The sequence below is a fragment of the Bacillus sp. SD127 genome (assembly GCF_058566445.1).
This window is the reverse complement of sequence record NZ_CP191226.1, coordinates 1,171,413-1,193,601: the sequence shown is the minus strand read 5'-3', so window position 1 is coordinate 1,193,601 and position 22,189 is coordinate 1,171,413. Positions and strand designations below refer to the sequence as shown.

Genomic DNA, 22,189 nt, shown 5'->3' with positions numbered 1-22,189 from the left:
CAAGCGAGCCCTCTGTTTCAACATATTCTGTTAATCAGCGGCATGTCTGCCTTTCTTTAAGAACCCCGGTAAACGGCGGCCGAATATTTTCTGTAAAAACCCTAAACGATAAGCGCAATACAGGTAGACAGCTCCGCCGACCACAGCCGCAATCAGCACGACGATCGCAGCATGCAGCTGGCCATCCTCGTAGGAGATGAAAAAGCTTAACACCCACTGGACGATTTTAACGGCTATCGCCATCACTGCTGACAAGAGCAGCATCAGAACGCCCCGTTTCACTAATATTTTATACGAATAGCCGGCATGCCGTTTGATCATGATAAATCCGTATATAAGTGAAGCTGTATACCCGAGTGCCGTAGCTAAAATAGCTCCGTCAGCCTGCATCAGCTTAATCAGCGGGACATTCAGCACAAGTTTGATCACGACACCGATCACAAGACTGGCAACCGCAAATTTTTGCTTATTGATGCCCTGCAATATGGCGGCGTTGACAGTAAACAAAGAGAACAAGATCGCAACTGGCGAATACCAAAACAGGATGTCTTTCCCCAATTCAGGATGAAGGCTCTCTGATCCGTAAAAGAACGTGTACACAGGGCCTGCTAATACCGATATACCGACAACAGCCGGAATAATTAAAAACAGGATCGTCTGCATCGACTGGTTGATCTGCTGATTTAACAGCTTGTAGTTTCTGCTTGTAAACGATTCTGTGATCGTCGGAATTAAGGTCAGTCCGAATGCCGTCGCAAGAGAAACCGGGATCATCACGAGCTTCTGCACGTAAAGTGTCAGAATGGCCATCATATCCTGACTGATAGCTTGATGCCCCGCTTCAATCATGGCTTTGTTAAACGTATTTGTATCAATATAGTTATACAAAGGGATAGCTAGTCCGACAAACACGTAGGGAGCGGCATAGCTGAAGAGCTCGAAAAACATTTTCTTGTAGCTTAAATCTGCTGTCGGCCCCGTATTAGGCATCATCGCCAGCAGATTGCCTTTTCGTTTGTTCCAATAAATATACAATACGATCAGCCCGCCGAAGGCACCGATCAGAGCTGCAAAGGTTGCATAACCGACAGCGATCACAAGGCCGCCGTTTAAGACTTTCAAAATCAAGAAGGTCGCACTCAATAAAAAGATGATGCGGACAATCTGCTCAACAACTTGAGAGACAGCCGTCGGCCCCATCATTTGGTGACCTTGGAAAAATCCGCGCACAAGACTCATAATCGGCACGACTAAAAGCGCTAAGCTGACCATGCGGATGACATATACGACATGATCAATCGTCAAACCGTTATTATCTTTGCCCCCAAGCGATATTTCCGCAAAAAACGGAGCAGATAAATATAGTATGAAAAAGGCAATCATTCCCGTTACAAGCATAACCGACATGCCCGCCTTCAGCATTTTTCTGCTTGTTTCATAATCCCCTTTGGAATTATATTTGGAAACAAATTTAGAAACGGCGGCCGGAAAGCCCATTGTGGCAATGTTCAAAAATAAAGTGTATTGATTGTATCCGTATTGAAATAACGCACCGCCTGTCGCTCCGACCATGATGCTGAAAGGAATTAAATAAACCATTCCCAGTATCCGTGAAATATATGTACCGAGCGTTAACACAAACGTGCCTCTTAACAGTTTGCTTGACATGTTTCTTCATCACCATTTTCTACGAAGATTCAACTTTTCTATTTTAACACAACTGGGCATATAGACGGTAATAAATACAAAAGCAATCTCAGGAACAATGCAAGTTTGCGGCAAAATACGTTTAAGCAGAACCTGTCTTTCGCTATAATAGTACTGCGGACAGCGTTCCGCACACGAAATGTAAAAAGAAAGTTGATGATAAAGATGAAGCAGTATGACGTAATTGTAATCGGCGGAGGCCCTTCAGGTCTGATGGCTGCCATTGCAGCCGGAGAACAGGGTGCTGATGTTTTGTTAATAGATAAAGGAAATAAGTTAGGCCGTAAACTTGCCATATCCGGAGGCGGCCGCTGCAATGTGACAAACCGCCTTCCTGTCGAAGAAATTATTAAGCACATCCCCGGCAACGGCCGTTTTTTATACAGTGCGTTTTCTGAATTTAATAATGAAGATATTATCAAGTTTTTTGAAAATCTCGGGATCAAATTGAAGGAAGAGGATCACGGCCGGATGTTTCCAGTGACAGACAAAGCGCAAAGTGTTGTCGACGCCCTGTTAAACAGGCTGAAACAGCTGCGTGTGACGATCAGAACGAACGAAAAAATCAAATCTGTTACATATGAAGATGGACATACGGCAGGCATTGTGACGAATAATGGCGAAATGATTCATAGTCAGGCAGTCATTATCGCGGTTGGCGGAAAAAGCGTTCCCCATACCGGCAGCACGGGTGATGGCTATGAATGGGCCGAAGCCGCAGGCCACACAATAACAGAGCTGTTCCCGACAGAGGTGCCCGTCACATCTGCCGAGCCGTTTATTAAGAAAAAAACACTGCAGGGTTTATCGCTCAGAGGTGTCGCCGTCAGTGTATTAAACAAAAAAGGCAAAGCCATTATCACACATAAGATGGACATGCTGTTCACTCATTTCGGCCTCTCAGGCCCCGCCATACTCAGGTGCAGCCAGTTTATCGTGAAAGAGCTGAAAAAACAGCCGGAAGTGCCCGTCAGAATTGATTTGTTTCCGGATATCAATGAAGAAACGCTATTCCAAAAGATGCACAAGGAGCTGAAAGACGCGCCGAAAAAAGCGTTAAAAAATGTGCTGAAGCCTTGGATGCAGGAGCGCTACCTTCTTTTCCTGCTTGAAAAAAACGGCATTTCACCGAACATATCATTTTCTGAGCTGCCGAAGGAGCCTTTCAGACAATTTGTCAAAGACTGCAAGCAATTTACCGTTCTCGCAAACGGCACGCTGTCTCTAGACAAAGCGTTTGTCACAGGAGGCGGTGTATCGGTGAAGGAGATTGACCCGAAAAAGATGGCGTCTAAAAAAATGGACGGCCTGTATTTTTGCGGCGAAATCTTAGATATTCACGGTTATACAGGCGGATACAATATCACATCTGCGCTCGTCACAGGCAGACTCGCCGGACTGAATGCCGGACGCTTTTCCCGTACGTAAACATTAGACTTTTCAAACTCTTACAGCATGCCGGGCATTTGAAAATTTCCCGCAAAAATGTTAGGGTGAGATTTGTTTTGTTTCACCTGATTGCGGGGTAATTTACAGGAAGGAATGATCTGCCATCGTACGACCATACTAAGCCTGCGAGGAAGATATAGGCGTACACAAAAAAGTCAGAGGGTGAGAATGTTTGAAGAATATATCTAGTGTATTTTGGATTGTGATTGTCATCACAGCCGCAGCCGTTTTGTGGGGCGTTATTTCTCCTGACAGCCTGCAAAACGTGTCTCAATCGGCACAATCGTTTATAACAGATTCATTTGGTTGGTATTATCTATTAGTTGTCTCTTTGTTTGTCGGGTTCTGTCTCTTTTTAATTGTCAGCCCGATTGGAAAAATTAAACTGGGGAAACCGGATGAAAAACCGGAATTCGGGTTATTATCTTGGTTTGCCATGCTGTTCAGTGCAGGCATGGGAATCGGCTTAGTATTCTATGGTGCGGCTGAACCGATCAGCCATTACGCAATTAGCTCTCCATCAGGTGAAACAGAAACCCCCCAAGCCTTCAGAGATGCGCTCCGGTACACGTTTTTCCACTGGGGACTGCACGCTTGGGCCATTTATGCCGTCGTGGCATTATGTATCGCATATTTTCAATTCCGCAAAGACGCGCCTGGATTAATCAGCAGCACACTGACTCCGATTCTCGGCGATAAAGTAAACGGCCCGATCGGTAAACTGATTGACTGTATCGCTGTTTTCGCTACAGTTGTCGGCGTTGCAACGAGTCTGGGGATCGGCGCAACTCAAATTAACGGCGGATTGAATTACCTATTCGGTATTCCGAATCATTTTATCGTTCAATTGATTTTGATTGTTATTGTAACAGTGCTCTTTTTACTATCGGCTTGGAGCGGACTCGGAAAAGGCATTAAGTATTTAAGCAACACCAATATGGTGCTAGCCGGATTGCTGATGCTGTTTATGCTGGTTGTCGGACCTACCGTTTTGATCATGAACTCACTTACAGATTCAATTGGGCAGTATATTCAAAACATTGTTCAAATGAGCTTCAGACTGGCGCCGAACGATCCAGGCAAACGTGAATGGATCAACGGCTGGACGATTTTCTATTGGGCATGGTGGATTTCCTGGTCTCCATTTGTCGGCATTTTCATCGCTCGTGTATCCCGAGGCCGGACAATCCGTGAATTTTTGATCGGCGTCCTGGTGGCACCATGTATTTTGGCTTTCCTATGGTTCTCCATTTTCGGTGTTTCCGCAATGGACCTTCAGCAAAAAGGTATCTTTAATGTGGCGAAGCAGTCTTCCGAAACGATGCTGTTCGGAACACTGGATCACTATCCGCTGACAATGATCACGTCTATCCTGGCATTGATCCTGATCGCCGTGTTCTTTATTACATCAGCTGATTCAGCGACATTTGTCCTTGGTATGCAGACGACATACGGTTCATTAAACCCGGCTAACTCAGTCAAACTCAGCTGGGGCATCATTCAGTCTGCTATGGCAGCTGCGCTCTTGTATTCCGGCGGACTTGCCGCTTTGCAAAACACAGCGATTCTGGCGGCACTGCCATTTTCAATTGTTATCTTGCTCATGATTGCTGCCCTTTATAAAGCATTGGCAAGAGAACGAAAAGAAATTAGAGCAGCAGAGAAATTCCAGAAACCAAGAAGCCCAAGAGTGAAAAAGGCTTAACCATAAAAAAAGATCTTTCCGCAGTCCGCGGGAAGATCTTTTTTTATTTTCGATATAAAATGAGTGCGGAAAAACAGTAGAGCTGCTCGCCTTCAGGGTCACATGCCGCTGAAACCGTATATTTGATATCAACCAGCTGCTCTTCCGATATTCCTTTTAAAAATGAATTGATCTCCGTTTGCAAATCTTTTTCATGCTCTTCATCAAACACTGCCACCTTCAGCATTTATCCGCTCTCCTTTCTCTATCAATCTATTCCGTTTGGAATCAATATATGATAGAGAAAATGTTTACCTCGTCTCCGGATAAAAAGCTTCTGGTGCAGGATGTTTCTTTGCCGGTTCATGGTCCTGCTGCTCCAGCTTCACCAGAACGGCATAAGCGATCCTCATGTGGCAGTAGCTGATGAGACTGACGCTGAAAAAAGGGACAATTCCCGGCAGATAAGCCAGCAGGAAGAAGAGCGCGACCGTCAGCGCAAGCATGACGAGGGTATATTGTAAGTACGCCACACTCAGCAAGAGGGAAAACTTAAAATACAGGCGCTTTTTCCAATCAAAGTGGACGAGCAGCGGAAACACATAAAAAAGCATTGATACAAACAGAAAGCCAAATATCATAATAGCAAAGCGCAGGATATGCAATAAAAAGTGGCTTGGGTAAATAAAGGCCAAATCGATATAAATGATCAAACCGATTAACACCAGTACAGCACCGATCAGATTGGAACGGAGAAATTCAGCTTTGTATTCCCGCCAAAATGTCGGCAGCACCGGAACGTGATCCTGACCCTGAATCCATTTTCGCATAACAGCGAATAAAGCGGCAGTCGCGGGCATGACACCGAACACTCCGAGACCGAGGATTGTAAAAAGCAGCCAAAGCAAATTGGTATACGCAAACCTCATGATCCACTCGCAAAAACGCAGCACCCGTGCCATTGATCCGTCATGTTCCACGAAAGCCCCTCCTCTTCACTTTTATACATTTTGCATATGAAAAAGCTGTTTAATATCAATTGGTTTCTTTCCAACAACGGAGCGCCATATTCCCTCACCGAGCGCGATAGAATAGGCTCCGGCTTCGGCCCCGGCCAAAATGTCATACTGGCACAGCGGATCTTTGCCTATAAATAGATCAGCAAGCAAAAGCGGATCACCTCCGCCGTGTCCTCCCTCGTTTTTGACGACTTGAATGGTTTGCTTCGATTCAAAAAGCGGATAATACTCAATCGTCTGTTCGGGAAAAGCAAACGGAATTCTGGAAGGCTCATGGAATTCATTTGATTCAATGCGTCCTTTTGTGCCGTTTATCGTAAGGCGGTAGCCTTCGTACGGAGCGGAAAATGTGATCGAGTAGCTTAAAAGCGCACCGCCGTCATATTTGACAGCCGCCACATACGTATCCTCAATGTCGATCTCCTCGTCAAAAATGCACGCGTCAGGGCGATATGCGGTATATAAGCTTGACTGGTCTGCATCCGCCTTGAGATGATCATCCTTTACAGAAGCTTTAGAGGCACGGGGGTGCCATCTCGCATAGTAATGGCATTTCTCTTTGACCCGGCATGTGCCGCAAAAACGCCCGTCTTCTTCCCGCAGCGGATTCCACTCACTGTCCGGCCCGTAGTAATTCAACTCGCCGTAAGCAAATACCTCCGCCGGGTTTTGGCCGAGCCACCAATTCACCAGATCGAAATGATGTGTGGATTTATGGACAGAAAGGCCGCCGGAAAATTCCCTGGATCGGTTCCAGCGTTTAAAATAGCTGGCGCCGTGATAGGTATCAATATACCAATTCAAATCAACAGACGTGACCCTTCCTATTTTTCCTTCTAAAATCATTTCTTTGATTTTCCGATGATACGGGCTGTAGCGGTAATTAAACGCGACAGTAACCTTCCCTTTGCTTTTCGCTTCTGCCTCAAGCACCCGCTTTGCATCCTGCACCGTCGTCACCATCGGTTTTTCCGTTATGACATCCGTATCCCACTGAAGGCTTCTCAATATATAGGTAACATGGGTGTCATCCCTTCCCGTCACAATCACAATGTCTGGCTTCGAAACGCTCATCATATTATCAAAATCTTCTTCTTTATACTCCGGTACTTGTGCAAGCTCCGGAAATGCCTCTTTGCAGACGGCGAATCGTTTCGGATCGGCATCCAGCAATCCCGTAATTTCATAAATGGATGAAAACTGTTTGAGCAGCGGTTTGATAAACATGCTGAGGGCTCTGCTGCTTAATCCGCAAATGACGATGCTTTTCAATGGTCCCCACCCCTATCGGACTTCTGTTAATTGGGAAATCAGCTGCAGCGCTTCCTCTGTTTTTTCGGAGTATACAGGGATAAACGCCGCCATATTTCGATTCAGCCGAAAAGAATAGCCGTTCAGCTGTTTTTCCCCTTTCTCAATCAGAACGGCATAGACTGTTTTTTCTCCCGTTTTTTGATTTACGGCTGTATAGGGCGATGAATGTTTCAGTGACAATCCGTCTAACGGCTGAAAATTTTCCGGATCATCGTAAGCTGCAAACAAGTCTTCAGGCACGATAAAGACGTCACCCTCGCGAGCCGTAATTTCAGTCAGCAGCTTTTCCGGCAAAGCGGGAAAAATTTCTGCCCTGCCTGCCTTCTTTTCAGCGGCCTCTTTTATGTTATCCTGTACGCCTGCCTGCATATCTGAAAACAGGATGACATGAATGCCGTCCGGTCTGCTTGAGCACGAAGCCAAAAACAGCAACGAGACGATCACACATACAGCCGCACATAGAGATCTTTTCATTTTTCGTCTGACCCGAGAAGCGCTTCCAATTCTGTCATCGCCAAAATAAACGCTCCCGCCCCGTGAAGGTCGTTTGTGCTCCGTTCCCGGCTGACATAATAATCATAAAATCCTGCCGACGTTCCGACACATATGTCTTTGACGAGAAACGCGCCGTCTTTTGTTGTTTCAGTTTTATGCTGAATCAGCCCTTGATACGCTTTTAACAAAGACGTTTTATAGGATCTGTCGAGATATCCTTTATTGATTCCTTTAGCGATGGCATACATATACAGGCTCGATCCCGAGCTTTCCAGCCAGTTGTCAGATCTGTCGCCCTTGTCAACGATCTGATACCATAATCCTGTTTCCTTGTCTTGGTAGCGGCAGATGCTTTCGAGCATGTCCTGAAGTGTTTTTTTCCAGACATGACGGGTTGGGTGCTTCTCAGGCAGCTCTTCAATCATGTCTGCGAGTGACATGACGTACCAGCCGATTGAACGCGCCCAAAACTCCGGAGAGCAGCCTGTCTCTTGACTGGCCCAAGGCATTTTTTTCGCTTCATCCCACGCATGATAGAAGAGTCCGGTCTTTGGATCCTTCGTATGCTTTCTCATCAGGCCTTCCTGAAGCACAACCATGTCAAACAGCTCCGGCTCGTGCTTCAAATTGGCATATTTCAGTGCAAACGGCCCGCCCATATATAAACCGTCAAGCCACATTTGATATGGATAGCCGTCCTTATGCCAGAACCCCTGCTCTGACGTTCGGTTCAGCGTTCCGTATAAGCCCCGCAGCCTTGTTGCCGCTTTTACATAGCGTTCATCCTTCGTCTTTTCGTATAAAGGAAAAAGAATAAGGCCCGCCTGAATCGCGTCGAGTTCGTCTCTTTTAAATAATAGATTGCCGTAATCATCAATTAGGAGATCCGCATAAGATTTCGCATAATCAAAGTACCGTTTCTGTCCGGTTGCTTCCCAAAGACGCAAAACCCCGCATAAGAAAACGCCCTGATGATAGTGCCAGCGGTTTGCAGGCGGCAGCTCTTCAACTGTATACGTGTTCATAATCGTTTCTGCCAATGCCTCCGCATACGTAAGAGGCGACTTTACAGCGATTGATTGATCCATTGATACCATCCCTTTCTTAATAGATTCCTTCCTCGCCAAATTTCTTCGCCAAACGATTCGCAAGCATGACCAAAATCAGCCCGACCGCCGCTTTAAATACGCCGACCGCTGTACTGTAGCTGAATTGGCCCTGTTTCAGCCCTGCAGTATAAACGTACGTATCAAAAATTTCCGCGACTTCCCTGTTTGTGGCGTTTAACAGCAAATATACATGCTCAAAGCCAAGCTCCAGCGTGTCCCCAATTTTTAAAATCAGCAAAACGACGATGACGCTTTTGATAGCCGGCAGCGTAATATGCCACATTTGCCGCAGCCGTCCCGCTCCGTCCATTTTCGCCGCTTCATAAAGCTGAGGATCAACCGCCGTCATTGCGGCCAGGTAGATGATCGTTGACCAGCCCGCTTCTCTCCAGATGACCTGCAGAATATACAGCGGACGGAACCATTCTTCATTCAGCAGAAAATTGATTTTTTCACCGCCAAAAAACGTAATCAGTTCATTAATCAGGCCCCCGTCTACTGTCAAAAGCACAAATGACAGCGATACAACAATGACCCAGGACATAAAGTGCGGAATATAAATCAGCGTCTGAACGAATTTTTTAAAGAGTGCGATCCGCACTTCGTTTAGAAGAAGCGCTAATAAAATCGGCACCGGAAAAAAAATGACCAGATTCAAGGCAAAGAGCACGAGCGTATTTTTTAACAGGACAAAAAATGTAGGCTCTGTAAACAGCCTGATAAAATGCTTCAGCCCGACCCACTCGCTGCCCCAAATGCCGAGAAACGGCTGATAATCCTGAAACGCAATCACGATTCCCCACATTGGAACATATTTAAAAAGCAAAAAATAAATACATCCCGGCAAAATCATAAAGTACAAAAACTTTTGCTGCAGCAGCTTATTTAGTAAGCGCTTTCTTTTTTCTTTTTTAAACATGACTGCGTCTACAGCCGGCGCTTGCGCTTCTGCTGTTTTCATCTTTTTCAAAGCCTCCTTTCACGGGTTCTTGTTTTCACTGTAGCGCAGCGTGCAAAAGTCCGTCTACAATCATATGATCACATTCTGCCTGAGCCCTTTGTCATCAAGGGTTTTGCCTCTCTATCTGAAAAAAAGACACCGATATTAGAAAATGATTATTGACAATATCTATCAATCTTTGGATTAATTGTATTAAGGTGTTATGAAATGGGGGGTTTTATGAAAAGAAGCCAATACAAGTTTTATTACAAACTCATCACGTTTTTTTGTTTACTCAGCACCATTCCCGTCATTTTGGTCGGTTTGTTTTCGTACGAGCACTCTCAGAAAACGGCCATCTCCAACGTTTCGGAGGAAAAACTCGACACACTCCAGCAGACCCAGCTAAGCATCGAGCACATCCTAAAAACCGTCGATCATTCTTTAACCCACTATGTGAGTTCGCCGCCTCTCCTCCGCACACTGTCCGAGCCTTTGCACTCTGACCAATTTCAAATCTATGACCAAGTGAACCAAGAGCTCAACTATTTGCAAAGCTTTGATACCGATTTGTCCAACATGACGCTTGTCAGCTATATGAAAAACTGGTACATGAACAATTCCGGTTTGTACCGCATGAATACGGACTCCCTTCATGAAGCAGCCGAGGCGTATTCGAAAAACAAAGCGAGCCGGTCCTATTGGACGCTGGAAAAAAACAACCGTTTGATCTCCACAAAGGAAGGCGCTTCAGAAAGCTGCCGGTATAATATCAATTTGATTAAGCAGCTCCCGCTGAACAGCACAAACACGAAGGGACTGGCAGCCGCAAGCATCCCAAGCTGTTCACTCGTTAAAAATATGCCTGATTATTCAAACGCAAACAGCGTGTTTATCATTGATGAAAAAGGCCGTATCATCCTTCACAACAACCTGTCTGATATAGGCGATTCTCTTCAGAACGACGATTTTGTCAAAAAAATGCTGGCGCAAAGCTCCAAAAGCGGCCAGTTTGAAACAGCCATTGACCGCATTCATTATAAAGTGACCTATCAAAAATCAGACTATAACACGTGGACTTATTTTTCTCTCGTTTCCCTGCCCGAACTAAAAAAAGAAGCCAAGTCGATCGGCTGGATCACCTTTACGGTATGTTTCATTTTGTTAGCGCTTTCATTGTTATTCTCTTGGCTGGGCTCCCGTCATTTTTATAAGCCGATCCGGCTGCTTTATGAATCGTTTGCGCGGCACGGAGCCTTTCCAGAAAAACAGCCTCATCAAAACGAGTTTGAATTAATCGAGCAAAGCTTCAAGCAGCTCAAAAACAGAAATGACGATCTTGAAGAAACAATGAGGCAGCAGGCCACTCATCTTCAGCAATATTTTATGGTCAGACTTATGCTTGGAAAACTGACGGATGAGGAGGTCAATAACCGCTTTGAAAGCCTCGGCTTAAAACAAAATTGGCGTCACCTCGCCCTGCTGGTGCTCCAAATTGACACGCTGAATCAGACACCGTATGAGAAAAAAGATATGGATCTGCTGTTGTTTGCCGTCAACAGCCTGATTGAGCGGAACATCCCCGCGGAAAAACACCTCGCACCAGCGGTAGTCGATAAACAGCAGGCAACCATATTGATGAATGAAAGCGGGACAAAAGAGGCATTTATGGCCGAGCTGAATGATATCGCCCGGATGATTCAGGATACAGTTGAAGCTGAGCTGCACCTGTCTGTCAGCATCGGCGTCAGCCAGCCGTTTGATGCATTAGCAATGGCGAAAAACGCTTATGCGGAAGGCTTAGAAGCGTTAAAATACCGGCTGAAAGCAGAAAACAAATCGATAATCTTTTATGAAGACCTGGATCAGAAAAAAACGTTCAAAACCCATTTTCCGAAGCAGCTTCAGCATGAGCTGTTCGATGCTGTAAAAGCCGGTGACAAGGAGAAAGCAGACAAATGCCTGCACGCGATTTTACAGTCGATTTTTACACACAACACCAACCCGTACCAATTTCAGATCGCAATCGCCCGTTTTCTGAATCATGTCATTGAACTGATGCATGTACTCGGAATTGAACTATTTGAGCTTGAAGAAAACAAAATGCTGTATGACCAAATTTTTGAGCTGAAGACATTCGAGGATACTGAAAACTGGCTGAAGCAAGAATTCATTGATCCGATGACAGACAAAGTAAATGCCCGGGCCGATGCACAGTACAAGAATATTTCCGACAACATAATCCATATCATCCACCATGAGTTTGAATCCGATTTAACGCTGGACGAAATTGCCCGCAGGCTGCATTACAACCCAAACTACTTAAGCAGTATTTTCAAAAAAGAAATGGGCATTTCATTCAGCGAGTATGTCTCGAATTACCGCCACCATATGGCAAAAAGCTGGCTGGCTGAATCCGACATGGCGGTGAAAGACATAGCTGAAAAGCTCAAATACAAAAACTCGCAAAACTTTATCAGATCCTTTAAAAAGCTGGAAGGCATCACACCGGGCAACTACCGCCAGCAAAAAAGAAGCATATAAAAACCCAAAACCGCTAGTGCGTTTTGGGTTTTTTCAATATTACTTTGTTTTTTTAAACGCTTCCTCGTATTCCTGAATAATCTGCTTTCCTCCGCTTGTTTCCCATTTTTCAACTTCTTTATCAAACTGGCTTTCTGTAATTTCTCCGATCATATATTTATAGGTGGCATCGTCTATCATTTTTTTCAGTTCATCTCCGCGCTCAGACTCCGCGGCGGAATACAAGCTCTCTGCCGGATTGGAGACGATGATGTTTTCATTGTCTTCCGTCAGCTCCTCGTACGCTGTCCGTAGCGGATCACCGGTGTTTTTTAAGTAGGCTTTATCAATGGCGATTAAGGCGGACAGCGGCTGAATATCAGTCTGCCAATCTTTTACCTGGCTTTCTTTTCTTGTGAATGTTTTGCCTTTTCCTTTATTGTAATGAACCCCGTCAATGCCGTATGTCATCAGGCTGTAGACGTCCTCTTCGGCTATTCGGTCAAAGAACGCCAAGATCCGTTTCAGCTCGGCTTCTGATTTCACACTCGTTTTCGGAAAAGCAAATACACCGTTATGCCCTCCTGACGCCCATACACGCTCTTTTCCGTCAGGGCCTTTTATGCGGTTGATGATCTCCAGCTCCATTGATTTATCGGAAGCATTGTCACGCAAATTGACAGCATCCACCATATTCCCGATATAAATGCCGGCTTTTCCTTGAGAAAACAGCTCCTGCTGCTGGGTTTTGCTTGTGACCGGAAAGTCTTTATTCATGTAGCCGTTATCACGCAGTTTTTTCATGTAATCCATCGTGTCTTTGTATTCTTTCATCATGAAATCAGGCGTAAATGTGCCGTTTGATTCCTTCCAGTCTGTCGGCATGCCTTCATATGAGCCAAGCGTCTTAAAAGCGCCGTAAATCAGATCATTTCGGTCAGTCAATCCGAATGTATCATCTTTTCCATCCTTGTCCGGGTCGTTCTCTGTAAACGCTTTGGCAACTTCATAAAGATCATCCAGCGTTTCCGGCGTTTTCAAATTCAAATTGTCCAGCCAGTCCTTCCGAATGACGATGCCTTGTCTCGAGAGGGGACGCTCTCTGTATATCCCGTAAAGCTTGCCATCGATTGTGACATTTTTATTAATGAGTTTATTCATCTTGTTTAAATTCGGATAATCTTTGATATAATCGCCGATTTCCCAGAACATTCCCGATCTGAAGGCATTCATCACAGACGAATTTTTAATGTCTTGAATCGTCACGATTTGCGGGAGATTGCCGGCTGCAAGCGCCGCATTCAGTCTGTCTTCTTTTACCGCATCAGGAACCCACGTGATGTCCAGTTCTGTATTTGTCAGCTTCTCAATTTCTTTGATCGCCCTGTCTTTCGGCGGCTGCTGGTGATACAAAATCGCCATCATAGACAGCTTTACCTTTGAATCCGAGTCCGCCTTGCCTGATGATTGATCAGCTCCTTTACAGCCCGCCAGAACTCCTCCGAGAGCAAATACAAGCACAATCAGAAGCACCCTCCATTTGTTTCCCATGATATCCCTCCGTTTCATATTCTTTATCCTTTGACAGACCCCAGCAAAGCCCCTTTTGCAAAATGCTTTTGAATAAATGGATAGACCAGCAGAACCGGAATGGTCGCTACGACTATTACTGCCATTTTGATCGTTTGCTCAGGCGGCGGGCTGCCCGAGCCCATTTCCGACATATCCCCTTGTACCCCGCTTGAGACAATAACGATTTGGCGCAAAAGCACCTGAATCGGCCACTTAGCTGAATCATTTAAGTACAAGATCGCCGTCATATACGTATTCCAGTACGTCACCGCATAAAACAGTGAAATCGTTGCGATCGCTGGAAGAGACAGCGGCAGCACAATTTTGAAGAAAATCCCCAAGTCATTGCAGCCGTCAATTTTTGCGGACTCTTCCAGGCTCGCCGGGATGTTTTGAAAGAAGTTTTTCAGAATGATCAAGTTAAAGGCATTAATCGCTGTCGGCAAAATAAGGGCCCAGTAAGAATCGAGCAATCCAAGCGATTTGACCACAAGGAAAGTCGGAATCATTCCGCCGCTGAAGAGCATCGTAAATACGACGAGAAACATGAGCGGCTGCCGCCCAATTAAGTCGCGGCGGGATAAACCGTAAGCCATCAATGAAGAAAGAAACATGCTGACCGCCGTGCCTACAACTGTCACAAACACAGAAACGAGCAAGCTTTTATAGATAATATCTGTCGAAAAAATGTAACGATAGGCATCGAGCGAAAAAGTGGTCGGTATTAAAATGAATTTTTTCGAAACCACTTCCTCTACTGTGGCAAAGGATGCCGCAATGACATGAATAAACGGAAGTACGCATATTAAAGCGAACATCAGCAAAAATCCGTAAATCAAAATATCAAACAGGCGATTTTTCAGTGAATGTGCGATCGTTCCCACCCCCTTTTTGTAAGCGTTATCATTTTTTTAATAAACGAGCTGCAGCATGTGACGATATCGTGTCTAAAATGTAGCAAATATGCGATTGCCATGTCTATAATCATTTGAACACTGTCCCTTGCCCGGCGGCATCGGAACTGGCTTGAAACCGATCATAAAAGAAAAAGAGCATAATCTTAGAAAATGATTATGCTCTGTTATTGCCGTTCTCTTCCTCTTTCAGAAGCTCAGCGGTATTAATTTGAGGCGCAAACCCAAGCTCCTGAACCGCGGATTCTATCGACCACGGCTTGCCGGGATTGTCAGAGACGGCGTAATAAGTGCCGTAACGGATATTCGTTTCAATGGCTGCTTTAAAAATCGACAGCAAGTCCGGGTGGGAAAGAAGCGTTTTTTTCGTCCGGTCGTTCTCATGCAGTGTATCCATTTCATCTGTGACGACCGTTCCGATTCGAAGGTTGATGACAGAGAGCTTATTTTCCAGATAAAACAGGTGGCCGATATGTTCCGAGGTCAGCTTTAGGACGCCATATAGATTTTTTGACAGCGGATAATCGTCGGTTGTGATTTCCCGCCCTAAGAGCGAACGCCCGTCTTTTTCGTACACATCTGTCACATGATTGCTGCTGGCGAAAACAACCTTTGGGATGCCGAGCTCTGCTGCCGCGCGGCACAAATAGTAGCTTGCTCTATAAAAAATATCCGTCATTTTTTCAAATTCAGCTGTGTCCATGACATCGTATTTGATTTTGACAGCGAGTAAGTTCACGATCACGTCTGTATCTCTCGGAATCTTTTTCAATAGATCCTCATAGTTTGACGCGTCTGCCTGAATAGCGGGTGCTAAGCCCTCGTAACGGTCTTTATCCAGCACCGTCACCTCGTACTCAGACATAAGCCCTTTAGCCAATATCCTCCCAATCACACCATTTCCGCCGGCGATCAGCACTTTTCTCATATGTTCACTCCCCTTTTTTTATAGATTGCCCATTTTCGCCGGGGACGACACGTTTTCAGCATTCACATGGCTTCCTTTAGCCTTCATTAAAAAATAACCGGCAGCTCCATAAGCGCTCTAAAACCAATTAGCTTCCGGTATCGCACTTCAGAAACAGCGAGCTGCAGGCCGGGCATGCGCTGCAGAAGAGTGTTAATTGCAATTTGTGCTTCTAGCCGTGCCAGTGAGGAACCTATACAAATATGGTGGCCCTGTCCGAATGAAAGATGGGGATTAGGGCTTCTGGTGATATCGAACTCATTGGCATGCGCGAATACTTTTGGGTCTCGATTGGCAGCCCCCAGCAGAATATAGACATGCTCCCCTTGTCGAATCGTTACGCCATTCATTTCAATATCTTCTGACGCAACACGGGCTGTCATTTGTGTGGGGCTTTCATAGCGTAAACATTCCTCAACTGCGGTATGAATCAGGGCTGGGTTTTCTTTGAGCTGCAAAAGCTGTTCTCGATGCTGCAGCAGACAAAGAATTGAGTTGCTGATGAGATTTACTGTTGTTTCATGTCCTGCGATCGCCAGCAATATACATGTTGATGCCACTTCCTCCTCCGTCAGCTTACCAGCCTGTCCTTCCTTCAGCAGCATGCTGATCACGTCATGCTGCGGTTTTTGTTTCCGTTTTTGAATGAGCTCTCTAAAATACCCCCTCATCCTTACAGTGATCTGATTGCCATCTGTTAACACCTTTCTTGATCGGGTAAAATCAATCGTTTGAACAAGGCTTGACGCCCACTCTTTAAATTGATCCCTTCCTTCTGCCGGCACACCTATGATCTTAGCTATAATGCTGCTTGCCAAAGGAAAAGCAAGGTTAGAAATCAGCTCCATCTTTTTTTCCCCTTGCACTTGATCAAGCAACTGATGGACAGTTTCATTTATAAATGGGCGATAGCCCTCTGTCATTCTCGGAGTAAATACCCCGCTGACCGGCATACGCAGGCGCCTATGATCAGGCTGATTCTGAAACAGCATCATCTGCTTCTGGACATGATTCAAATCCTTATATTTTATGGAGGTCTCAGGCAGCGGGACACGTGTTCTGAATCTGGTATCTTTCAGAATTGCTGCCGCTTCCTCATATCCCGTGACATACCAGCCTGGATACTTCAAAACATTCCCTTTATATAAAGGGTGTGCAGAACGTAATGTGTCGTAATAAGGATAAGGGTTTTTAAAAAACGCAGAAGGTGTAAGTGAAATTGGAATTGTCATATGCTCCCTCTCATGATTCTGACATCATCATTTTGACTCTATAAAAATAAAAGCAATCGACATGACACCGATTGCTTCTATTCTTGCTTTCAGCTATTTGCACTTAAACTGGCTTTCATTTCTTCGACCGATTCTACTTCAAATCCTAAATCACTCAGCATTTTATGATCCTCCGTCTCCTCCTGTCCGGAAGTCGTTAAATAATCTCCGACAAAGATGGAGTTGGCGGCATACAGCCCCAATGGCTGCAATGAGCGGAGATTGACCTCTCTTCCACCAGAAATGCGGATTTCTTTTGACGGATTGATATAACGGAACAGCGCCAGCACTTTTAAGCAATACAGCGGGTTTAATTCATTTACGCCTTCTAATGGTGTGCCGTCAATTGCATGCAAAAAATTCACCGGAATGGAATCAGCGTCAAGGGCCTTCAAGCTTTGTGCGATATCGATGACATCCCGTTTCGTTTCCTTCATCCCGATAATGGCGCCTGAACATGGAGACATGCCGGAGGTTTTTGCAATCTCAACCGTATTGACCCTGTCCTCGTACGTATGTGACGTGGTAATATTTGAATGATTTCTCTGTGATGTATTGACATTATGATTATAGCGGTCTACTCCGGCTTCTTTCAGCCGTTTCGCCTGCTCCGGCTTTAGCAATCCGAGACACGCACAAACTTTCAGTCCATACGTATCTTTTATTTCCTGTACCGCTTCTACGACCTGATCCACTTCTCTGTTGGACGGCCCCCTGCCGCTTGCCACGATACAATATGTACCTATGTTCAAATCATGCGCCCGCTTTGCGCCTTCCAGAAGGGTTTTCTTATTCACCATCCGGTAACTCTCAATCGGCGCTTTCGAAATGGCAGACTGGGAACAATAGCCGCAATTTTCCGGACAGAGCCCTGATTTTGCATTCATAATCATATTGAGCTTTACTTTTTTTCCATAAAACCGTTTTCTGATGTGAAAAGCTCCATGCATCAAAAGCAAGATGTCTTCATCTGGACAGTTTAATATCGAAAGCGCCTCTTCGTTGGTCACCTCTGCTCCGCCCAGCACCCGGTCTGCAAGTTCCATCCATTGATTCATTTTCATGCCCCCACTCGATTGATCAGTAATGATAAATCTATATGGTCCTTCACCATATTCTGTATCGTTTCTTTTGTTGTGTTTATCAGCTTTGGCGTCACTCCTAATAGCGGCACACCGCATAGGCTCTCAATCATTTCAGGATTGGTTTTTTCATCATGATCAGGAGAATCACTGATTCCATTGATGACGATTCCGGCGATTGGAAGGCCCATGCTTTTGGCATATTGAACAGTTAAAAAGGTGTGATTAATCGTTCCAAGATGAGGGCGGGCCACAATAATCACTGGAAGCTGTAACGCTTTTATGACATGACTGACTAAAAAATCCTCTCCTAATGGCACAGAAATCCCGCCCGCACCTTCTACGATGAAGCATCCATGTTTTTCTCTTATCCGCTCCCAATGGCGTAAGACTTCTTGCATTTTGACAGCCTTGCCCTCCAGCTTTCCTGCAACGTATGGAGCTAGCGGCTCTTTGAATGCAAAAGGCGTAATCTCTTCATGTGAAAGACTCGTTTGCGACATCTCTTTCAGCAGGCTTGTGTCACTCTCTGGATGATGAGGGGAGATCCCGCTTAAAAATGGTTTAAATACTCCGACATCCATCTTATTTTCCCGCAATAAGGCTGCAAGACCGCAGGATATCACCGTTTTCCCCACTTCTGTATCTGTTCCGGTTACAAAAAAACCTCTCATGGAATGATGTTCAGCTCCTTTCCGATTGAACGAAATGCTTCCAGCAAATGATCAATATCCCTCATACTGTGCCCAGCAGTGATGGTTAATCGGATACGGCTTTCTCCTGGCGCAACGGTCGGCGGACGAATGGCAGGGGCATAGATTCCTTTGTCCTGCAGTTTTTCAGCAAACGTGACCGTTTTTCGGGTATCGCCGATGACCACCGGAATAATCGGTGTATGATGCCCCTTCACCACATAGCCCATGTGCTTCAGATTCGTTTTGATCATCTGGATATAAGAATATAAAAGCTGCCGTTTTTCCTTGCTGGCCTCCATGATGTCTAACGCCTCATGGGCAGCTGCACAGCTTGCCGGCGGAATAGCAGTTTGAAAGATAAACGTTCTGGCATGGTTCAGCAGAAAGTCGATGAATACCGCTGAACCTGCAGCGAATCCCCCTTCCGCTCCGGCAGCTTTGCTTAACGTGCCGATGACAATGTCAGGACAAACACCGAAATGTTCACTCGTCCCTCCTCCTGATTCTCCCAAAACACCTGTTGCATGCGCATCATCAACGATCACGTAAGCATTGCAGCTTTTAGCAAGAGAGATGATCTGATCAAGAGGGGCAATCGTGCCATCCATGCTGAATACCCCGTCTGTTACGATAAAACGGCGCTGGTACCGCTGTGTTTCTTTCAGTTTTTCTTCAAGATCAGCCATTTCGATATGGCGATAAATGACCGTATCAGCCTTAGACAGGCGGCAGCCATCGATGATACTTGCATGATTTAATTGATCACTTAAAATGACGTCCCCTTTTTCAGGTAACGAAGAAAGGACACCGACATTGGCTAAATAGCCGCTTGAAAACAGTAAAGCCGCTTCTGTCCGTTTAAAGCCGGCAATCTTTTTTTCGAGTTTTTCTTGCCAGATCGAATTGCCCGTCGTTAAACGCGAGCCGGTGCTTCCTGCTCCAAATTGCTGCAGTGCTTCTTGAGCTGCAGAGATCAAGCGGTTATGGTTTGCGAGACCTAAATAATTGTTTGACGACCAGACCGTTTGATTTTTGCCATCAATCGTCACCTCCGGAATTGGAGGCCCATTCATTGTTCGCAGTGTACGGTATACGCCGGCTCCCTTCGCTTTGTCTAACCGGCGGCTTAACCAGCTGTCAATGCTCAAGGCTGGTTACCTCTTGGATCGCTTCTTTCATAATAGACACCATTGCTTCGAGCTCTTCAGCTGTGCTGGCAAGCGGAGGCAGAAATGCAATTACATCGCCGAGCGGTCTCGTCAGCATCCCGAGCTCTCTCATTTTCAAAGAAACTTTGTACCCCACTCGCCGATCAGCAGGATAAGGCCGTTTGGTTTCCTTTGACTGAACAAGCTCTGCGCCGCACATAAAGCCGAGCTGCCGAATATCCCCAACGTGAGGAAGTGCATGCAGGTCTTGAAGAAGTAAATGGAGCTTTTTACTTTTTTGCGCGACTTGTTCAACGATGTTTTCAGATTCAAATAATCTCAGGTTTTCAAGAGCAACCGCACAGCCAAGCTGATTTCCTGTATAGGAGTGACCGTGGAAAAAGGTTTTTTGTTCTTTGTAATCATCGTAGAATGCATGGTAGATGTCTTCGGTGGCAAAAGTGACAGCTATCGGCAAATAGCCTCCTGTAATGCCTTTGCCGGCAGCCATTAGATCAGGCTGAACATTTTCGTGCTCACATGCAAACATTTTCCCCGTACGCCCAAAACCAGTGGCAACTTCATCAACAATCATTAAGACATCGTAAGCTGTACAAAGCTCGCGCACACCTGCCAAGTATCCTGCCGGCATCACAATCATGCCGGATGCTCCTTGAACCATTGATTCAATCGAAAGTGCTGCAATTTCGTGATGGTGTTCCTTCAGCAGCTGTTCAAGCGCATAGAGACACTCATCACGGCTCTGCACAGGATCGCCGCTTTCAGAGCGGTATACATAAGGGATCGGAGCTTTATAACTATCAAACATTAACGGGCCATAGACGTGGTGGAACAGTTCAATTGAACCGACACTGACGGCACCGATCGTATCGCCGTGATACCCATTTTTCATTGCGATAAATTTTTGTTTCTCAGGCTTTCCGATGTTCTTCCAATATTGAAACGCCATTTTTAGAGCAATTTCCATCGCTTCTGCACCGCTGTCCGAATAAAAAACACGCGTCAGCTTCTCCGGACTGATCTCGGTTAATGTCTCGGCAAGTTCAGTCGCCGGGACGTTGGTCATGCCCAATAATGTGGAGTGAGCAATTTTGCCAAGCTGTTTTATGATGGCCTCATCTAATTCCTTTTTGCGGTGCCCATGCACATTAAGCCAAACGGAAGAAAAGCCGTCATAATATTCCTTGCCGTTTATGTCTTTTACTTTGATTCCGTTGCCGCTTTCGATGATCAAGGGATGTTCATCATAGTCTTTCATTTGAGTAAAAGGCAGCCAAAGATGTTTTTTACTTTTTTCTATCAAATCTTGAGTCATCATCTTCCTCCCACTCTATTAAAATAGGCTTCTTCTGGAGATCATTTATGTATGTGTTTACATTTACAGAGCCGTCAGCAAAAAAGATTCGGCAGCCCTCTTCAGTCCCGTATTCTTTCATTGCTGTAATGCGCTGATAGCCCAATTTTTTACCCGCGACGTAGCCTGTTATGTAATCAGGGTCATCTGACCAGCATAATTCTGCAACGGTTGCCGGATGCTCACTCACCTTCGAAGCAAGTGCAAGGGCCTCTTTTATTCTTGAATTGGACGGCATGTTATTGCGGAACGCCCAATTTTCAAAATTGGCGTCCGGCCAATCCATTCTGGACACCCGTACACCTTTATCGTGTGTTTGATCAATTCGTTCGCCAGTGTGAATATCAAACACCACTGCTCCCCTGATACCTGACCATTCAGACATTTGTTGATATGCTTTTTCAATCACTTTTCTTGGAACACCCGCTTTCCCCAATAAGAATCGGGCAAGACTTTGTCCCTCTTCCGGGGATTCTACTTCATTTGTCTTCATTGGTAATGGATGAATCTTCTTAACCGGCTCATGAACCTCTTCAAATTGAATTTGCATAAAATCCGGTTTTCCTCTAGAGTGAGATAACCCTTTTTCTAATAAGGCATTCACCGTACGTTTCATATTATCGAACGTGATGAGCCGTTCTCCGCCGGATATATGCTTTCCTCCATCTTCGTGAGACCCATTCATAGAAGCTCTCATTCTGACACTGTAAAATGTTTCTTCTTGCATACCTTCTCGCCCTTTCAGCTTTGATTACAGAAGAAAGTATTCTATTTGTTAACCATTTATAAATATAGGTTAACAAATAGAATACTATTATGTATACACAATTCTGTCAATATCAGAACGCCATTTCCTCATAAACAAAATCTATTTATCATGTATATTCCTGATAACTGTATTTCCACTAGAAAAAGAAGAGACGGG

The 22,189-nt window shown here is 45.2% G+C and carries 19 protein-coding genes; 3 read left to right on the top strand and 16 right to left on the bottom strand.

All coding sequences use genetic code 11. From position 1 onward, the window contains the following. Positions 1 to 30: 30 nt before the first annotated feature. Positions 31 to 1,668: a lipid II flippase MurJ gene (gene murJ / locus ACQVGS_RS06135; RefSeq protein ID WP_024122540.1), complete on the bottom strand. Its 1,638-nt coding sequence runs from the start codon at positions 1,666 to 1,668 to the stop codon at positions 31 to 33. Between the two features lie 204 nt (positions 1,669 to 1,872). On the opposite strand from murJ, the gene ACQVGS_RS06130 reads away from it, so the two are divergent. Beyond that, a complete protein-coding gene (locus tag ACQVGS_RS06130; RefSeq protein ID WP_127696635.1) occupies positions 1,873 to 3,135 on the top strand; it encodes a BaiN/RdsA family NAD(P)/FAD-dependent oxidoreductase in 1,263 nt (420 codons plus the stop codon). A gap of 193 nt (positions 3,136 to 3,328) precedes the next feature. Next, positions 3,329 to 4,861: a glycine betaine transporter OpuD gene (gene opuD / locus ACQVGS_RS06125; RefSeq protein ID WP_024122541.1), complete on the top strand. Its 1,533-nt coding sequence runs from the start codon at positions 3,329 to 3,331 to the stop codon at positions 4,859 to 4,861. 43 nt (positions 4,862 to 4,904) lie between these two features. On the opposite strand, the gene ACQVGS_RS06120 is transcribed toward opuD, so the two are convergent. The 6 genes from ACQVGS_RS06120 to rmgP form a co-directional block, all read right to left on the bottom strand. Further along, positions 4,905 to 5,087 (bottom strand): sporulation protein Cse60, encoded by a 183-nt coding sequence (locus ACQVGS_RS06120; protein WP_003325003.1) that lies wholly within the window; start codon positions 5,085 to 5,087, stop codon positions 4,905 to 4,907. Between the two features lie 64 nt (positions 5,088 to 5,151). After that, positions 5,152 to 5,820 (bottom strand): YesL family protein, encoded by a 669-nt coding sequence (locus ACQVGS_RS06115; RefSeq protein ID WP_255004732.1) that lies wholly within the window; start codon positions 5,818 to 5,820, stop codon positions 5,152 to 5,154. 21 nt (positions 5,821 to 5,841) lie between these two features. Next, complete coding sequence (locus tag ACQVGS_RS06110) at positions 5,842 to 7,131, bottom strand: Gfo/Idh/MocA family protein (protein WP_491831198.1); 1,290 nt, start codon at positions 7,129 to 7,131, stop codon at positions 5,842 to 5,844. Positions 7,132 to 7,143: 12 nt separating this feature from the next. Further along, the gene (locus ACQVGS_RS06105) at positions 7,144 to 7,647 is read right to left on the bottom strand and encodes a lipoprotein YteS (RefSeq protein ID WP_095714544.1); all 504 of its coding nucleotides are present in this window, start codon (positions 7,645 to 7,647) and stop codon (positions 7,144 to 7,146) included. After that, a complete protein-coding gene (locus ACQVGS_RS06100; RefSeq protein ID WP_142396191.1) occupies positions 7,644 to 8,765 on the bottom strand; it encodes a glycoside hydrolase family 88/105 protein in 1,122 nt (373 codons plus the stop codon). The genes ACQVGS_RS06105 and ACQVGS_RS06100 overlap by 4 nt, the downstream gene beginning before the upstream one ends. Positions 8,766 to 8,772: 7 nt before the next feature. Next, the gene (gene rmgP, locus ACQVGS_RS06095) at positions 8,773 to 9,738 is read right to left on the bottom strand and encodes a polygalacturonan/rhamnogalacturonan ABC transporter permease (protein WP_491831196.1); all 966 of its coding nucleotides are present in this window, start codon (positions 9,736 to 9,738) and stop codon (positions 8,773 to 8,775) included. Positions 9,739 to 9,945: 207 nt separating this feature from the next. On the opposite strand from rmgP, the gene ACQVGS_RS06090 reads away from it, so the two are divergent. Next, a complete protein-coding gene (locus tag ACQVGS_RS06090) occupies positions 9,946 to 12,261 on the top strand; it encodes a helix-turn-helix domain-containing protein (RefSeq protein WP_491831194.1) in 2,316 nt (771 codons plus the stop codon). A gap of 39 nt (positions 12,262 to 12,300) precedes the next feature. Here ACQVGS_RS06090 and ACQVGS_RS06085 read toward each other — a convergent pair whose 3' ends face one another. The 9 genes from ACQVGS_RS06085 to bioW form a co-directional block, all read right to left on the bottom strand. Beyond that, the gene (locus ACQVGS_RS06085; RefSeq protein WP_491831192.1) at positions 12,301 to 13,791 is read right to left on the bottom strand and encodes an extracellular solute-binding protein; all 1,491 of its coding nucleotides are present in this window, start codon (positions 13,789 to 13,791) and stop codon (positions 12,301 to 12,303) included. 23 nt (positions 13,792 to 13,814) lie between these two features. Next, complete coding sequence (locus ACQVGS_RS06080) at positions 13,815 to 14,675, bottom strand: carbohydrate ABC transporter permease (protein WP_081638357.1); 861 nt, start codon at positions 14,673 to 14,675, stop codon at positions 13,815 to 13,817. Positions 14,676 to 14,883: 208 nt separating this feature from the next. Continuing rightward, positions 14,884 to 15,654 (bottom strand): NAD-dependent epimerase/dehydratase family protein, encoded by a 771-nt coding sequence (locus ACQVGS_RS06075; RefSeq protein WP_101863524.1) that lies wholly within the window; start codon positions 15,652 to 15,654, stop codon positions 14,884 to 14,886. A gap of 86 nt (positions 15,655 to 15,740) precedes the next feature. After that, positions 15,741 to 16,925: a biotin biosynthesis cytochrome P450 gene (bioI, locus tag ACQVGS_RS06070; protein WP_491831189.1), complete on the bottom strand. Its 1,185-nt coding sequence runs from the start codon at positions 16,923 to 16,925 to the stop codon at positions 15,741 to 15,743. A gap of 89 nt (positions 16,926 to 17,014) precedes the next feature. After that, on the bottom strand, positions 17,015 to 18,022 hold the full coding sequence (gene bioB / locus ACQVGS_RS06065) for a biotin synthase BioB (RefSeq protein WP_106020286.1): 1,008 nt from the start codon (positions 18,020 to 18,022) through the stop codon (positions 17,015 to 17,017). A 2-nt stretch (positions 18,023 to 18,024) separates the two neighbouring features. Beyond that, complete coding sequence (gene bioD / locus ACQVGS_RS06060; protein WP_106020287.1) at positions 18,025 to 18,720, bottom strand: dethiobiotin synthase; 696 nt, start codon at positions 18,718 to 18,720, stop codon at positions 18,025 to 18,027. Continuing rightward, on the bottom strand, positions 18,717 to 19,889 hold the full coding sequence (gene bioF / locus ACQVGS_RS06055) for an 8-amino-7-oxononanoate synthase (RefSeq protein ID WP_491831186.1): 1,173 nt from the start codon (positions 19,887 to 19,889) through the stop codon (positions 18,717 to 18,719). The genes bioD and bioF overlap by 4 nt, the downstream gene beginning before the upstream one ends. After that, on the bottom strand, positions 19,879 to 21,225 hold the full coding sequence (gene bioA, locus ACQVGS_RS06050) for an adenosylmethionine--8-amino-7-oxononanoate transaminase (RefSeq protein ID WP_216394418.1): 1,347 nt from the start codon (positions 21,223 to 21,225) through the stop codon (positions 19,879 to 19,881). The genes bioF and bioA overlap by 11 nt, the downstream gene beginning before the upstream one ends. After that, positions 21,197 to 21,991, bottom strand: coding sequence for a 6-carboxyhexanoate--CoA ligase (gene bioW, locus ACQVGS_RS06045; protein ID WP_101860091.1), 795 nt, complete (start codon positions 21,989 to 21,991; stop codon positions 21,197 to 21,199). The genes bioA and bioW overlap by 29 nt, the downstream gene beginning before the upstream one ends. Between the last annotated feature and the right edge of the window lie 198 nt (positions 21,992 to 22,189).

Bases quoted from the DNA above. Each gene is read 5' to 3' on its own strand.
- murJ (WP_024122540.1), bottom strand. From the start codon at position 1,668: ATGTCAAGCAAACTGTTAAGAGGCACGTTTGTGTTAACGCTCGGTACA.
- ACQVGS_RS06130 (WP_127696635.1), top strand. From the start codon at position 1,873: ATGAAGCAGTATGACGTAATTGTAATCGGCGGAGGCCCTTCAGGTCTG.
- ACQVGS_RS06120 (WP_003325003.1), bottom strand. From the start codon at position 5,087: ATGCTGAAGGTGGCAGTGTTTGATGAAGAGCATGAAAAAGATTTGCAA.
- ACQVGS_RS06105 (WP_095714544.1), bottom strand. From the start codon at position 7,647: ATGAAAAGATCTCTATGTGCGGCTGTATGTGTGATCGTCTCGTTGCTG.
- ACQVGS_RS06100 (WP_142396191.1), bottom strand. From the start codon at position 8,765: ATGGTATCAATGGATCAATCAATCGCTGTAAAGTCGCCTCTTACGTAT.
- rmgP (WP_491831196.1), bottom strand. From the start codon at position 9,738: ATGAAAACAGCAGAAGCGCAAGCGCCGGCTGTAGACGCAGTCATGTTT.
- ACQVGS_RS06090 (WP_491831194.1), top strand. From the start codon at position 9,946: ATGGGGGGTTTTATGAAAAGAAGCCAATACAAGTTTTATTACAAACTC.
- ACQVGS_RS06085 (WP_491831192.1), bottom strand. From the start codon at position 13,791: ATGGGAAACAAATGGAGGGTGCTTCTGATTGTGCTTGTATTTGCTCTC.
- ACQVGS_RS06075 (WP_101863524.1), bottom strand. From the start codon at position 15,654: ATGAGAAAAGTGCTGATCGCCGGCGGAAATGGTGTGATTGGGAGGATA.
- bioI (WP_491831189.1), bottom strand. From the start codon at position 16,925: ATGACAATTCCAATTTCACTTACACCTTCTGCGTTTTTTAAAAACCCT.
- bioB (WP_106020286.1), bottom strand. From the start codon at position 18,022: ATGAATCAATGGATGGAACTTGCAGACCGGGTGCTGGGCGGAGCAGAG.
- bioD (WP_106020287.1), bottom strand. From the start codon at position 18,720: ATGAGAGGTTTTTTTGTAACCGGAACAGATACAGAAGTGGGGAAAACG.
- bioA (WP_216394418.1), bottom strand. From the start codon at position 21,225: ATGACTCAAGATTTGATAGAAAAAAGTAAAAAACATCTTTGGCTGCCT.
- bioW (WP_101860091.1), bottom strand. From the start codon at position 21,991: ATGCAAGAAGAAACATTTTACAGTGTCAGAATGAGAGCTTCTATGAAT.